The organism is Vibrio sp. NH-UV-68, from assembly GCF_042940635.1.
GTDB lineage: Bacteria > Pseudomonadota > Gammaproteobacteria > Enterobacterales > Vibrionaceae > Vibrio > Vibrio pacinii.
The window spans coordinates 1,442,247-1,456,168 of record NZ_CP134975.1; the positions used below are offsets into that span (position 1 = coordinate 1,442,247).

Annotated in this window: 12 protein-coding genes; 3 read left to right on the top strand and 9 right to left on the bottom strand. The window is 45.4% G+C overall.

Translation table 11 applies throughout. The features are described 5' to 3' along the window. Nucleotides 1–10 precede the first annotated feature (10 nt). From ViNHUV68_RS06680 to ViNHUV68_RS06705, 6 genes are all read right to left on the bottom strand, one after another. Nucleotides 11–2,866, bottom strand: a complete 2,856-nt coding sequence (locus ViNHUV68_RS06680) for a formate dehydrogenase subunit alpha (protein WP_038174721.1) — start codon at nucleotides 2,864–2,866, stop codon at nucleotides 11–13. A 10-nt stretch (nucleotides 2,867–2,876) separates the two neighbouring features. Further along, the gene (locus ViNHUV68_RS06685; RefSeq protein ID WP_038174720.1) at nucleotides 2,877–3,074 is read right to left on the bottom strand and encodes a twin-arginine translocation signal domain-containing protein; all 198 of its coding nucleotides are present in this window, start codon (nucleotides 3,072–3,074) and stop codon (nucleotides 2,877–2,879) included. A gap of 47 nt (nucleotides 3,075–3,121) precedes the next feature. Further along, nucleotides 3,122–3,757, bottom strand: coding sequence for a molecular chaperone TorD family protein (locus ViNHUV68_RS06690; protein WP_391090058.1), 636 nt, complete (start codon nucleotides 3,755–3,757; stop codon nucleotides 3,122–3,124). Nucleotides 3,758–3,772: 15 nt separating this feature from the next. Beyond that, on the bottom strand, nucleotides 3,773–5,434 hold the full coding sequence (locus ViNHUV68_RS06695; RefSeq protein ID WP_391090060.1) for a 4Fe-4S binding protein: 1,662 nt from the start codon (nucleotides 5,432–5,434) through the stop codon (nucleotides 3,773–3,775). Nucleotides 5,435–5,611: 177 nt separating this feature from the next. Further along, a complete protein-coding gene (locus ViNHUV68_RS06700; RefSeq protein ID WP_391090062.1) occupies nucleotides 5,612–6,103 on the bottom strand; it encodes a DUF3306 domain-containing protein in 492 nt (163 codons plus the stop codon). Then, a complete protein-coding gene (locus ViNHUV68_RS06705) occupies nucleotides 6,093–6,557 on the bottom strand; it encodes a DUF3305 domain-containing protein (protein ID WP_391090064.1) in 465 nt (154 codons plus the stop codon). The genes ViNHUV68_RS06700 and ViNHUV68_RS06705 overlap by 11 nt, the downstream gene beginning before the upstream one ends. Before the next feature lie 287 nt (nucleotides 6,558–6,844). On the opposite strand from ViNHUV68_RS06705, the gene fdhD reads away from it, so the two are divergent. Further along, entirely contained in the window at nucleotides 6,845–7,675 is an 831-nt protein-coding gene (fdhD, locus tag ViNHUV68_RS06710) for a formate dehydrogenase accessory sulfurtransferase FdhD (protein ID WP_391090066.1), read from the top strand. Nucleotides 7,676–7,768: 93 nt separating this feature from the next. On the opposite strand, the gene ViNHUV68_RS06715 is transcribed toward fdhD, so the two are convergent. Both ViNHUV68_RS06715 and ViNHUV68_RS06720 read right to left on the bottom strand, forming a co-directional pair. Next, the gene (locus tag ViNHUV68_RS06715) at nucleotides 7,769–8,344 is read right to left on the bottom strand and encodes a hypothetical protein (protein ID WP_391090068.1); all 576 of its coding nucleotides are present in this window, start codon (nucleotides 8,342–8,344) and stop codon (nucleotides 7,769–7,771) included. Further along, the gene (locus ViNHUV68_RS06720; protein ID WP_391090069.1) at nucleotides 8,341–9,921 is read right to left on the bottom strand and encodes an FAD-binding protein; all 1,581 of its coding nucleotides are present in this window, start codon (nucleotides 9,919–9,921) and stop codon (nucleotides 8,341–8,343) included. The genes ViNHUV68_RS06715 and ViNHUV68_RS06720 overlap by 4 nt, the downstream gene beginning before the upstream one ends. 472 nt (nucleotides 9,922–10,393) lie before the next feature. On the opposite strand from ViNHUV68_RS06720, the gene ViNHUV68_RS06725 reads away from it, so the two are divergent. Then, nucleotides 10,394–11,557: a glycosyltransferase gene (locus tag ViNHUV68_RS06725; protein ID WP_391090070.1), complete on the top strand. Its 1,164-nt coding sequence runs from the start codon at nucleotides 10,394–10,396 to the stop codon at nucleotides 11,555–11,557. Next, a complete protein-coding gene (locus ViNHUV68_RS06730; RefSeq protein WP_391090072.1) occupies nucleotides 11,554–12,213 on the top strand; it encodes an START domain-containing protein in 660 nt (219 codons plus the stop codon). The genes ViNHUV68_RS06725 and ViNHUV68_RS06730 overlap by 4 nt, the downstream gene beginning before the upstream one ends. Nucleotides 12,214–12,277: 64 nt before the next feature. Here the strand turns inward: ViNHUV68_RS06730 and ViNHUV68_RS06735 are convergent, their stop codons facing one another. Next, entirely contained in the window at nucleotides 12,278–13,870 is a 1,593-nt protein-coding gene (locus tag ViNHUV68_RS06735; protein ID WP_038174707.1) for an ABC-F family ATPase, read from the bottom strand. Nucleotides 13,871–13,922: the final 52 nt, after the last annotated feature.

The following is a 13,922-nucleotide window of genomic DNA, read 5'->3' on the forward strand; positions in this document are numbered from 1 at the left end:
AGTTGACTCCTTACGCTTTGCGAATGTTACATAGGGTGACTTTCGTTTCCTGCATTTGCGTGACCGGATCATAGCCGTAGGTCGTTGCAACGTTGGCAGACTCACCAATCACATATGGATCGGTTCCTTCAGGGTATTTATCTCGTAGATCTTCTCCTTGGAATTTGCCGCCAAAGTGGAACGGGATAAAAGCCATGCCCGGTTTAACGCGACGTGTCACCATTGCTTTAACGTGGATTCGGCCCTTCTCTGCCCCTTCAACCCAGACCATTTCACCATCTTTGAAGCCAAGATCATTGGCATCTTTCGGGTTAACCTCAACAAACATCTCTTGTTGCAGTTCCGCAAGCCATGGGTTTGAACGTGTCTCTTCACCGCCCCCTTCATATTCAACCAAACGACCCGAAGTTAGAATAATGGGGTACTCGCCCGACTTGTCTTGATCTTGAATAGATTTGTACATCGTCGGTAAGCGGTAGATAGACTCACTGTCATCCCATGTTGGGTAATCAGCGACCAAGTCACGACGTGGGGTGTACAGTGGTTCACGGTGCAGTGGTACTCGATCTGGAAACGTCCAAACCACGGCGCGAGCTTTGGCATTACCGAAAGGCATACAGCCATGTTTGATCGCAACTCGTTGAATCCCACCCGACAGATCCGTTTTCCAGTTTTTACCTTCAGCCGCCGCTTTCTCTTCGCCAGTCAAATCATCCCACCAACCGAGAGCTTTAATCAGCTTATCGCTAAACTCCGGGTAGCCATCTTGAATTTCACAACCTTTTGAATAGCTATCTTCGGCGAGCAAATTGGTGCCTTCAAATTCAACACCAAAACGGGCACGGAAATTACCGCCACCTTGAGCAACGGGTTTCGAGGTATCGTATAGGATGTGGGTTCCCGGATGTTTCATTTCCGGCGTTCCCCAACACGGCCAAGGAAGACCATAGGTTTCACCATGCACAGGGCCGCCTTCGGCTTCGAGTGACGTTTTGTGGAAGGTATGCCAGCTTTGTTGGTGTGCTTTAAGACGCTCTGGGCTTTGCCCTGTATAACCGATGGTCCACATTCCACGGTTGAATTCACGCGTAATGTCTTCAATCAACGGCTGATCGTTTTCAACTTTGATGTTCTTGAACAATTGATCAGCAAAGCCGAGTTGCTTGCTCAACAGATACATGATTTCGTGATCAGGTTTAGACTCAAATAAAGGCTCAACCACTTTATCACGCCATTGAATCGAGCGATTTGACGCTGTCACACTACCGTAGGTTTCAAATTGCGTCGTGGCAGGTAATAGGTAGACACCATCGGTGCGATCATTCATCACAGCGGCAACGGTTGGGTATGGGTCAACGATAACCATCATATCAAGCTTTTTCATTGCTTTACGCATTTCCACGCCACGGGTCTGCGAGTTCACGGCATGTCCCCAATAGAACATGGCACGAATGTTATCGTTTTGCTCGATGTTATCTTTGTTTTCAAGTACCCCATCAATCCAACGCGAGACGGGAATACCCATATTATTCATTGGTTTCTTGCCACGATATTCACTTTGATCAAACTGGCTTTTGACCCATTCATAATCAAGATCCCACACCTTAGACCAATGTTTCCAAGCGCCGTCAGACAAACCGTAATAGCCTGGTAAAGTATGAGAAAGCACCCCCAAATCGGTCGCGCCTTGGACGTTATCATGGCCGCGGAAAATGTTGGCACCACCACCAGATTTACCCATGTTACCGAGTGCTAATTCAAGCACACAATAAGCACGAGTGTTGTTATTACCCGTGGTGTGCTGAGTACCACCCATACACCATACGACACAACCTGGTCGGTTTTCCGCCAGCAGTTTAGCGGTTTGGTAAACGTCAGCTTCAGTAACACCAGTGACACGCTCTACTTCTGCAGGCGTCCATTTCGCAACTTCTTCACGAATTTCATCCATGCCGAAAACACGTTGGCGGATAAAGTCTTTGTCTTCCCATTGGTTAGCAAAAACATGCCACAAGACACCCCAGATGAAAGCAACGTCTGAACCCGGACGAAGCGAGACGTAGTGATCGGATTTTGCTGCAGTGCGGGTACGACGAGGGTCAGCCACCACGATCTTGCAGTTGTTCTTCTCTTTGGCAATCAAGATGTGCTGCATCGCGACTGGATGCGCTTCAGCAGGATTCGAACCAATGAACAGCATCGATTTACAATTGTGCATGTCATTGAACGAGTTGGTCATCGCTCCGTAGCCCCACGTATTAGCCACCCCCGCCACCGTGGTTGAGTGACAGATACGCGCTTGGTGGTCGACGTTATTCGTCCCCCACAATGACGCCATTTTACGGAACATATACGCTTGTTCATTGCTGTGCTTAGCACTACCCAACCAGTAAACTGAATCTGGGCCAGACTGCTGTCGAATCTCTAACGCTTTGTTGCCAATTTCCTCAATCGCTTGTTGCCAAGAGAGTTTTTTCCATTTGCCGTTTTCGAGCTTCATTGGGTATTTAAGCCGGCGTTCACCGTGGCCATGTTCACGTAGCGCTGCACCTTTAGCACAATGTCCACCAGCATTAAATGGGTGATCAAATGCGGGCTCTTGACCCGTCCATACGCCGTTTTGTACCTCGGCGTAAATGCCACAACCCACGGAACAGTGTGAACAAATGGTGCGTTTTACTTCAGTTTCTGCTGATGGATCCACAGCTTTTGCTTGAGCTTTCTTGATCATGCCAGGCGCAAAAAGCCCTGCACCAACAACTGCGCCGCTCGCCGCAAGAGAGCTGTTTTTCATAAAGGCACGTCGAGAAACACCCAGCTGATTCTGTTCTCTATTCACGCTATCGGAGCGTTTGACTAATTTCATGGTTTAGCTCCTATAGCGTGTCGTAATAATCACGAATGTGTTGGGTTTCGTGATAGCCGGTTTTCTTGACGTCTTGTTTTGGTTGATCCGTTTCTGATGCGTTGGCTATTTTTGTACCGCCAGCGACAACGGCACCCGCAACAGCAGCCGTCGTTAATCCTTTAAGGAGATCCCTTCGACTTTGATTTAGCGCTTTGTTCTCTTTCATTATTGCTTCCTTACCCTTTTTGGAGGTATGACTTTCGATGTGACGTTTTAAGACTGAGGTTGCTCGTACTCAGTAACGTTCTTAACATCAATTTTTAATGTGGTTTTATTGCTTGAGTGGTGTTCACTAAACCGGACCTGCTCAACCGTCAGGAACGCGTGTGTGAGCTCAGCAACACAGAGGTAAAACGAGGCATGCTTCGCCTGTAGAATTTGTTTGATCAACGACTCAAACCATGGCGCAATGTGGGTATTGAAAAAAGCTTGTTGAAGGTTTTCTTCTTCACTCACCAGTGCAGCCATCACTTCGCACAGTGCACTGATATGATCTTCTGGCTCTTTCACTGACTCGGCTCTTTCGAAACCAAGGCGCGTTAGGTCATGTCGTATCGCCGCTAGGGGTTTTTCCATCAAAGATCCTGTGAGGTGCCATGAAGCGAAAGGCATCACTTCACCGCGCCCAATACCAATGAACAACTCTTGATATTCGTCAATCAAGGTTTGTGTATCACTCGCCAATGCGGCGTTTTTAAGCTTGTCCCATGCGACTTTCATAGCGCTATTGCTTGGTTCAGTCTCTAATTGCGCAAGAAACTCAATCATCTCAGCGCTTGGTGCTTGGCGATATAATGTCGCCAGAACTAAGTAGATTTCACTGCGAATGCTTTGTTGTTGGTTATCCATCTATCATTCTCACGCTTAATAATTTAGTTGTTTGGTCGGGTCATCAGCCATGGCTTCGAACATGTCAACCACCCGGCAGTCTTCACACATTGCAATCCGATTTAGCGCAGCATCATCAGAGAAATGAGAGTGACCACGTAACTTATTTTGCAGCATGTCAATCATCGATTGCGGAGCGAATGGTTTATGACAGCGAACACATTCTGCCGCTTTCTCTTGATGAATGACTTGTGCTTGCTGACGACTTGTCTGCTCCCAATTCATTCTTGGCGTCATGGTTAATACTTGCTCTGGGCAGGCCTTAACGCATAAACCGCACTGGACACAATCTTGCTCAATAAACTTGAGTGATGGTGAAGTACCATCGGTATGCAGAGCCCGAGTAGGACAAACCGCTACACAGCTCATACAAAGTGTGCAGTCGTTGCTTTCGCATGAGATATTGCCGTACGGCGCGCCTAATGGCAGTTCGACCACGTTTTCAACCGGAATTCGCGCTTGTGCTAGCGCATCAAGAGAGGTAAATAAGCGCTGACGTTTATCACCTTCCAGATCGCCTAATGCCAAATCAAAGTGTTCAGTGCAAAGTGTCGGTGCCCCTTCGCGTAATGACTCTAAATAGATAATGTCGATGGTCTCTTTCGCAATCCCCAACTGTTCTAGTAGGGTTTGAGCTAACGACACTTCACTATTAAGAATACGCAAAATAGTGGCAGGCATATGTTGACTAGCGGCGAACAAAACTTGAGATGCGCCGTTAGCTAGCGCTGCAAACCATGAATCAATCCCGACCGATGGTAGCTCTTCAACCACAATTGGGATGACATGGTCAGGAAGTGCGCTTAGTGCCATCACGTTATACGATTCGTGACGAGAACTGCAGATTAAGATGATGGGATTCACCCCACCTTGAGACTCATAATTGGCTAACGTGCGTTCGATAAATTTCTGCGTATCTTGTGGATTCGGCAACGCGTAATGAATCGCTTCAGTTGGACAAGCGGTTGCGCAGGTTCCCACACCTTGGCAGAGGTATGGATTGATTTCGATTTTATGGCCCGTTTTGTCTGTACCTACACTCGATAACGCACCGGCAGGACAAGCATCGACACAACGCTCACAGCCTTTTACTCCTCGCGAGCTGTGTGCGCATAAATCGGTATCAAGGCGGAAAAACTTAGGCTTATCGAACGTTCCCATTAGTGTCGGAATTTCTTCAAGCGCTTGCGCTAATTTCGGATAGCCTCTACCCACTGGATAATAACCGGGAACGGGCACCTCTTCGCTCATACAACTGTTTAGACAAAGATCGAGCACGATATCAAAGCAGTCATGATTCAGTGCCACTTTAGCCAGGTTAATTTCACGACCGTGACTTTCGGTCACCACATCGAAGGCGCCAAGAAAACCATTAATTTGCACCGAGCTGGCGAAATAGAGATTGTCGCACGTACTGCGTTCACCATCTGTCGAAAGAAGTGTAATACTGCTCATCTGCTCAAGTTGCTGAGCGGCACTCTCGATTATTGACGTAGGACCAACGATAAGGGTGTTCCCGCCGCTTTCATAACTGACTGTCGGGGGGATCAGGTTGGTTAGCTCAACCGTGTTTTCAAAGGCATAAAGTCGCGCCTTGCCATTTTGTGTGACTGATTGTCGTAGTTGCTGTTTTAACATTGCTCTGTTCCATTAGAACCGAATATTCACTCTGGTGAGTATTAGCAATTGCTGTACCAACTTTTTAGTACTTACAAATCAGTAAATTAGTCTTGATTATTGAGTTATTCATCGTTTAAAAAATCAAGTGAGACAAAATGTCCCACTTGATAAATCACTGAGTTAGTCAAAATGTACCTATTTTTTGTGTGGTATATTTTGTCCCACGACTAAAACCGCTCCATCATCGTTTGCTACCGTTTCTAAAGGGTCTTGCACTGCATCACAGGTTAAATCAGTGGCAACGTCATCGTTTTCATGATCAAGTTGCGGTGGCGTGTCAGTCATCGGCTCCTCTTCGGTATTCATCCAGTCACGCAGCTTCTCGGCCACCTCGCTAGAGAGTGATTTTACCGCTTTGTAGTCATGGTCATAATCGTTGAGTCCATCGATTTCGCTAAATTCGCCAGAGAGAAATAGTTGTCTTAGTGCCGCCTTTTTTACTGCGGCTTCAGCTTGTGAAGCCAACAGGCTTGCAACGCTCGTATCACTAGCTTGGGTCTCGTCAGTTTGCTCTGGGATTAGAGACTCTGGCGAAGATGGCGACTCTGCTATTGGAGGTACGCGATCTTGTTCAAGTTCACCCTCAAGTTTTCGCTTTGACCAACGATGGATAAAATTAGTTGCCACTGGCTCGCCCTGCCCCTTTGCGCTTCTTACGGCGCTGCTCTAACAGTTCGCCATGCCGGCCAATAAAGGCTTCGATCCATGCCTGTACGGCGAGTGGCATATCGTTTGACAGAACCAAATAGTCACCGTCCATATACTGGCTTGCTACGCTTTGAGAAGCTGTTAAGGTCACAATGGTAGGCTGCTGGTTTGAATCCATGTCATCCAAAATTAAAAACAGCTTAGGTTGGTTAGAGCTGAGGTTGAATCGATAATCTGTGCGCTCGTCGCGATGTAGCTGCAAAATACTAACGAGTGAATTCAACTCGCTCGGTTGCAAATCAAAATGGGTCAACTGCCATTGAGTGGTTGTCCATAAACCGGTTGCAATTTCATGAGCGACCAATTTGCACTCAATAGACCAAAGCGCCTGATCTTTATGCAGTTTCGCCGTCACAGATTGTTGTTTTGACATGGTTCACCAATATGAAATATGTGATTAAATGTAAGCATTGTTCTGGTTGAATTGTGCAGCACAATCTAACCAAACATTGCAATGACTTAACGATACAAAGCAAGTTTTGTACCTACAGGCCAAGAGACAGTAATATTTATCACCAACCCTCTTTTTATCAATGTAGTCGAGGGTTAGATTCAAGGTTGAGAATCTCCGATCAATTTAGTTAGCGCTAAAAATTGGGAACAGTAATTGCTTGCACTAGTCCATTAACCATCAATCCATCACTAAAACAGGAAACGTTTGTGGCCAAGCCAACGATAATTAAAACCAGTGAGAATCCTTTACAAACCATTGAAGTTGAAGTTTTTGACGAATACGGCGAACGTTTAACAAAGCAAATTGCCTGTGAACGACCTCTGACGGTACTGTTGAACTGGAAAGAAGTGGTGACTTTAATGACATTAGGGTCGCGTCCTGAATCCTTAGTCTTAGGCTACTTGAAGAATCAGAGCTTCTTAAGCGATCCTGATGCGCTTGAATCGGTGATCATCGATTGGGAATCCAATAGTGCTGCGGTGGTTACCAAGGAGGATATTCAGCAAGTCGAAGCGGCACTGAAGAAGAAAACGGTCACCTCAGGGTGCGGTCAAGGCACCATGTACGGCAACGTGATGAAACAATTAGAAGGTTATCAGGTTCCGCAAGTTAAGCTTAAACAGTCCGAAGTCTACGCAGCGCTCGAAGCCCTGACCCATTACAACGATACCTATAAAAAAGCCGGAGCGGTTCATGGTTGCGCGATATGCAAAGGCAATCAAGTGCTCTCTTTTGTTGAAGATGTCGGCCGCCATAACGCCGTTGATACACTTGCTGGTGAAATGTGGCTCAATGGTGAAGAAGGCAAAGATAAAATATTTTACACAACCGGGCGTTTGACCAGCGAGATGGTGATTAAAGTTGCTCAAATGGGTATACCAGTACTGCTTTCACGCAGTGGCGTGACGCAAATGGGGTTAGATCTTGCCCAGCAATTTGGAATTACGACGATTGCCAGAGCTAAAGGGCTGCGTTTTCAGGTTTTTACCGGTGCGACTAAGATCCAGTTCGATGTCAAAGGTGAACAACAAGACTGAAGTCACAGTCTACTCCCCAGGTTAATACCGTTTCTGTCATGGAGGAGGAAATATTGTCCGCTTCTTCCTCCATGTACTGTATGCACTAGAAAGTTAGGCCGGAGCTCGCGTTAGGCGTCTTAGAATCTTTTTGAACGGTTGCGAAAACCAATAACGTGAAACAAACAGAGCTATCTGCACAAAAATGTACTGACGTTTGCAATAAAGCATGCAGACATAATCAAACTTGTCTGTTGGACCCTCAAATAAAATGTTGGGGTAAATGTATTTTTGCCGTTCAGCAACTTTAGGATTTCTTGCGCCACTCATGAAATAACACTTATTGGATTTATACGCCTCCCAACTGGCACAAATGAACACATAGCCTCGCTCAAAGTCGGTCAGATCTCGACTTACCCAAAGTCCGCCCCCTTCCACGATCTCTCCCTTTAGTTGCTGTAATGGATGTTCAACAACGCAGTCTGGCAAGTCGGCAAGATAAACCAAAGGCTCATGGCTGTTGATGGTAAATCCGGCACACATTTCTCCGCTATCGGTGTAAAAAGCGCATACGCATGTTCGGCTTTTAAGCTGTTCTATCGTATTCTGATGCCCTGAAACCTGTTGGTATTGTTTGATGAACTCTAAAATATCCTGATCATTAGTCAGGTGCTTGCGAGTAAGGATCACTGTTTCGCCCCCGGAATATCGAATACTCCATCCATTTGATAGCGTCCAGGCGCAATGATATCCGCAGGATCGAATGCCTTATTAATTAGGCTTCGAAGTTTCAGAGCATCTTGCTCTAGTTCATCAACATCATTAAATGGCATTTCATCCACTGAGCGACGATAACAAGGCCATTTATGGGTACGGTAAAGCACGCGTAGTGTGCTAACCAGTTCGGTTGCTTGTTTAACCTCTTTCGGGTTACTGGCATCGTAGTAAATACTGATTATGGCCTGACACATATAGGCATTGACCGCTGTCAATGTTACGCCAAATTCAAAGCCAGCATTATCAAAAGCGCGCTTGGAAAGCTGCATACACTTTCCAACTTCCTCGCCGATCATGGGTAACGTAGGGGCGATCCAAAAAAATCCTGCGCCATCATCTACCGGATTCATTTTTACAGGAATAGCCTTGCGATACCGCCAATAACAACCTTTCAGTGCCATGTCTTTTGGATTCCCTTCAAGCATATCCATCATTTCAGTAAAATCGGCAAGACTCTTTTCTAAACGTCGGTATGCGGCCATTCGGCCAAATATCAGTTTCAGGGCTTGAGTAATTTGGTTAATTTTCTTAAGCGTTGCAAGGCTGATAATATCAACTTGAGCAATTGGCTTGAGGCTATGTTTTATGCGTGCTGCTTTCGCCTTAGCGACCGCTTTCGTGCCAGTAATAACAAATGCGCCAGACCAGTCTGTGAGCCGGTATTGCTGACATAATTGTTTGATATCGTTTTTATTTGCTCCAATAGAAGGGTCCCACTTTTCGAAATCGAACTGTTGCATCATGGTCAACATACGATAAGCATTACCCAGATGCGGAAGCCCATCAATTGTGCCTTCAGATTTTAATTGCCGCATGATATCTATATAAGCAGCTAGGTTGTGATTCGACTTGAGCCGAACTAAGCACCGTAAGCTCATTTCTGGCCTGCGCATAAGCTCAAACTTAATTTTGCTAATAACGGCAATATTATTTTGAGTGAACAGCTCATGTAGATTTGCCGCTAAGCCGGCTCGTCCACAGTAACGGGTGCTTTTACTCAGCCTGAGAAGCTGACCATTGGCAAGGATCAATTCACTGATCGTAAAGTGTTGGCTACGATTACCCATCACTCCATGCCCAAAGCCTCTTTCGAGTACGTTACCCATCACGCTTGTATCGGGACCTGCACCCGTGCAATCAAGCATCCACTCTGTATGTTGCAGATACTGGGCTATTTGCCCTTGGGTAACACCAGGCTCTACCTCAATAACACCTAACTCTTCATCAAAGCTGACGATTTTGTTAATTGCACTCAAATCCAATAAAGTACAACCGTCACTTGCTGGTGTTTTGTAGCCATAGCCCCAATTGTTGCCCTTTGAAACTGGGTAAACGGGTTGACTAACGGTAAAGGCATGTTGAATATATTGTTGCAGTTCTTTGTCGGTCTTGGGATACAGGGTTTGGGTAACTGAACGTGAATGATAACCAAGACCACTGTACAGCGCTTTAGGTTGGTAGAATGAGATCTGCTCTGTAACAGATGACATGAGTAGCTCCAATATTTGTAATGAATATAGCTATAAAGCGCCCGCTTTATAGTTTGTTCATCTGTAGAATTAGGAGCAGAATTATCTCAGCCAAACAAATATCAAACAATATGCATATATTGATGGTGAATGCATTCAGCACCATCAAGTGAGTGATAATATGCATATTGAAGTGGCTCACTCAGGATGCATCCCCAAACATCGCGTGTATGGATTGAAAGAGGCTCATGGACAAAAAAGCCCAGCATATTTGCAAGGCTTAATGTCTATCACAACCAGATAGACTATCCGTCTATGCTGCTGCGCCGTTATCACGCACAGTAAAAATAGCTAATAAACTTTGCCTACTGGCTGTTTTTATTTGGTTCTTTTTCCATTGAATGATTTCATCCTTCATAACAGATACCTGGGTTCCGACACGTTTCTGCTACTCTTGCCAGCATTATATTATCCATAAAAATAAGCAGGCCATATGGAGTTATTTGCCCTTTCTATTCTTTGCACAATCGTTGTTTTAGCATTTTTACTCAAACTTGCACGATTGGATCGAAATCGAGTTCACATTCCGACGGTGTTAGGTTCAGACCAAGTGAATTGGCCAAGTGTTAGTGTTGTTATCCCTGCAAGAAACGAAGAGCAGAACATTGCTACTAGCTTAGGTTCTTTGCTCACACAAGATTACCCCAGAGATAAATTGGAAATTATCGTGGTTGATGATTTTTCGACTGACAATACGCGCGCCATCGTTGAACAACTGGCCAAACAGAGTCCGTTTTCCGTTCGCTGTATCTCTGGTCGCTCACTGCCGCCTGGGTGGTTAGGAAAAAGTAATGCGTGTATGACAGGCGCATTAACTGCAAGTGGTGACTACTTGTACTTTATCGATGCTGATACAAAATCTGAACCCGCGATGTTGAAATCCGTCATTCAGTTCTCAGAGTCTAGGGCTATCGATCTTCTCTCATTTAACCCAAAGCAACAACTTGAATCTCGTGCTGAAAAAGCGATTTTACCGGGCGTTTTTCTCTCTATTGCCTCTTATATGAATTTTCGAGACTCTAACGATAGTTCCAAAGAAGAGGCCATTGCGAATGGTCAAGCAATGCTGTTTAAACGCTCGGCGTATGAAGATGTTGGCGGGCATAGCGCAGTCGCAGATCAAGTTTCCGAAGACATCGCGTTTGCACAAGTAATGAAACTCACTGGTCATACTATTTTCTGGGCATTTGCGGATCAGTTGATGAGTACTCGCATGTATACCGGGCTTAATACTATTTGGTCTGGATTTTCTAAGAATATGAATCGAATTGTGGGTTGCAGCTCTTTGTTCGATGCCAGTGCTATTTTCATCAAAGCAAATATTATCGCATGGTCAACCCCATTGTTATTGATCATCTCATCGATGGTCTATTTTACCAACCCTTCGCTGATAAACCTGTGGTCAGTCGGTATAAATGGTATTACCGCTGTGTGCTTGTTCGTTACATATATCCTGTTAGCAAAGGCGCTATTTGTCCCAATACACTACGCCCTACTTGTGCCCTTCGGTGTCAGCATACAAAGCGCTTTAGTGTTAAATAGTTACCGATTATCAAAAAACAAACAATTAATGTGGAAAGGTAGAGCGTTAACATGATCAAACCCATTCTCTCTTTATTTGTCATCTTTATATCATTTGCCAGCCAGGCCAGCTCTGATCAGACAGATTGGCATCTCGCTCGTGACAAACTTGGTATTGAAGTTTATAACCGCAGTATTGAAGGCAGCGACTTTAAAGAGTTCCGTTCAGAAGCTGACATCAATGCCAGCTTGACCAGTATTATTGCGCTTTTCCTTGATACATCCGTCGGGACCGAATGGGTAGAGAACATTGATCAGATGGAAGAGATCGAACACTTTGACCCAACCCACTCAATAACTAAGACTTACAGTAAAGCGCCTTGGCCAGTTGCTGACCGTGAAGCAATTGTAGAAAATCACATAAGCCAAGACGATAAAACGCTCACTGTGACGATTGAACAGCAAGGATTACCGGATTATCTTCCGCACCCTAGCGATCATAAAGTAGTTAGGATCCCGTACTTAAAATCTCGTTGGGTATTAACCCCAATTGATAGCGCGACCACGCACCTATCCTATCAAGTACTAACTGAGCCAGGCGGCACGCTGCCCGCATGGCTTGTGAACTTGGTATCCGTCTCGCAACCCTACAATACCTTACTTGGCATGCAGAAAATGCTCCATGCTGACAAATACCAAAACGCGTCCTTGAGTTTTATACAGAATTACTAGCGTTGGCTGTTGAGGTACAAAAAAGCCCGCATTCGCGGGCTTTTTACTAACACAATCGAATCAATTACTGCTCTACACCGCGAGATTTTAAGAACTCGGCATAAGTGCCTTTAAAATCAGTAATCTTGTTGTCTTTGATTTCCATGATTCGTGTTGCGAGTGAGTCAACAAATACACGGTCATGAGAAACGAAGAACAGAGTGCCTTTATACTGCTCAAGGGCATTGTTGAGTGACTCGATAGACTCCATATCCATGTGGTTGGTCGGTTCATCCATCAATAGCATGTTAGGTTTGTGCATCATGATCTTACCGAGCAACATACGACCTTGCTCACCACCGGACAGCACTTTGACTGACTTCTTAATATCATCTTGTGAGAACAACATACGACCTAAGAAACTACGCAGCACTTGCTCATCATCGCCAGCTTGACGCCACTGTCCCATCCAATCCATTAAGTTCATGTCTTGCTCAAAGTCATGCGCATGGTCTTGAGCGTAATAACCAATGTTTGAGTTTTCAGACCACTTGTATTCGCCGTGACGAGGCTCAAGTTTGCCAGCGAGAGTGTTAAGCAAGGTTGTTTTACCCACGCCGTTCTCACCGATAATCGCAACACGTTCGCCGACTTCAAAAATAGCGCTGAAGTCACTAAACAGATCGTCGTCAAAACCTTGGCTGAGGTTTTCAACCACAAGCGCATTACGGAATAGCTCTTTTGATTGCTCAAAACGAATGAATGGGTTTTGGCGGCTCGACGCTTTGACTTCTTCAAGTTGAATTTTGTCGATTTGTTTAGCACGAGAAGTCGCTTGTTTAGCTTTCGATGCGTTAGCAGAGAAGCGAGCAACGAAGGTTTGCAAATCGGCAATTTGCGCTTTCTTCTTAGCGTTATCGGTCAAAAGACGTTGACGAACTTGATACGCAGCCGTCATGTATTCGTCGTAGTTTCCAGCGTATAGACGTAATTCACCGTAGTCCAAATCCGCCATGTGAGTACACACAGAGTTTAAGAAGTGACGGTCGTGCGAGATAATGATCATGGTGCAGTTACGTTGGTTCAACGTATCTTCCAACCAGCGAATGGTATCCATGTCCAAGTTGTTGGTTGGTTCGTCGAGTAGCATGATATGCGGGTCAGCAAACAGAACCTGTGCCAATAGCACACGCAGTTTCCAACCTGGAGCCACTTCACTCATCAAACCGTAGTGCTGCTCTTCAGGAATACCCACGGCGAGCAATAATTCACCCGCTTTGGAGTCTGCCATGTAACCGTCCATCTCGGCAAATTGCACTTCAAGATCCGCAACCTGCATGCCTTCATCTTCACTCATCTCTGGCAGTGAATAGATGCGGTCACGCTCTTGCTTTACCTTCCACAGCTCTTTGTAGCCCATGATAACGGTATCAATAACGGTGTATTCTTCATAGGCAAACTGGTCTTGGTTCAGTTTTGCGACACGTTCATTGGGATCGTAGCTGACATTACCACCTGAAGGTTCAAGCTCGCCGCTCAAAATCTTCATAAAGGTTGACTTACCACAGCCGTTTGCGCCGATCAGGCCATAACGGTTACCTTCACCAAACTTAACTGAAATATTTTCAAATAGTGGCTTAGCCCCAAATTGTTGTGTGATGTTGTTGGTGGAAATCAATGTCAGTACCTATTTAATATCAAAAACGGCGCCACACTACTGATTACTGCGA

What these genes read in the sequence shown, in the direction of transcription:
- ViNHUV68_RS06720 (WP_391090069.1), bottom strand. Translation starts at nt 9,921, where the DNA reads ATGTCATCTGTTACAGAGCAGATCTCATTCTACCAACCTAAAGCGCTG.
- ViNHUV68_RS06690 (WP_391090058.1), bottom strand. Translation starts at nt 3,757, where the DNA reads ATGGATAACCAACAACAAAGCATTCGCAGTGAAATCTACTTAGTTCTG.
- ViNHUV68_RS06705 (WP_391090064.1), bottom strand. Translation starts at nt 6,557, where the DNA reads ATGTCAAAACAACAATCTGTGACGGCGAAACTGCATAAAGATCAGGCG.
- ViNHUV68_RS06695 (WP_391090060.1), bottom strand. Translation starts at nt 5,434, where the DNA reads ATGTTAAAACAGCAACTACGACAATCAGTCACACAAAATGGCAAGGCG.
- ViNHUV68_RS06680 (WP_038174721.1), bottom strand. Translation starts at nt 2,866, where the DNA reads ATGAAATTAGTCAAACGCTCCGATAGCGTGAATAGAGAACAGAATCAG.
- ViNHUV68_RS06725 (WP_391090070.1), top strand. Translation starts at nt 10,394, where the DNA reads ATGGAGTTATTTGCCCTTTCTATTCTTTGCACAATCGTTGTTTTAGCA.
- ViNHUV68_RS06685 (WP_038174720.1), bottom strand. Translation starts at nt 3,074, where the DNA reads ATGAAAGAGAACAAAGCGCTAAATCAAAGTCGAAGGGATCTCCTTAAA.
- ViNHUV68_RS06730 (WP_391090072.1), top strand. Translation starts at nt 11,554, where the DNA reads ATGATCAAACCCATTCTCTCTTTATTTGTCATCTTTATATCATTTGCC.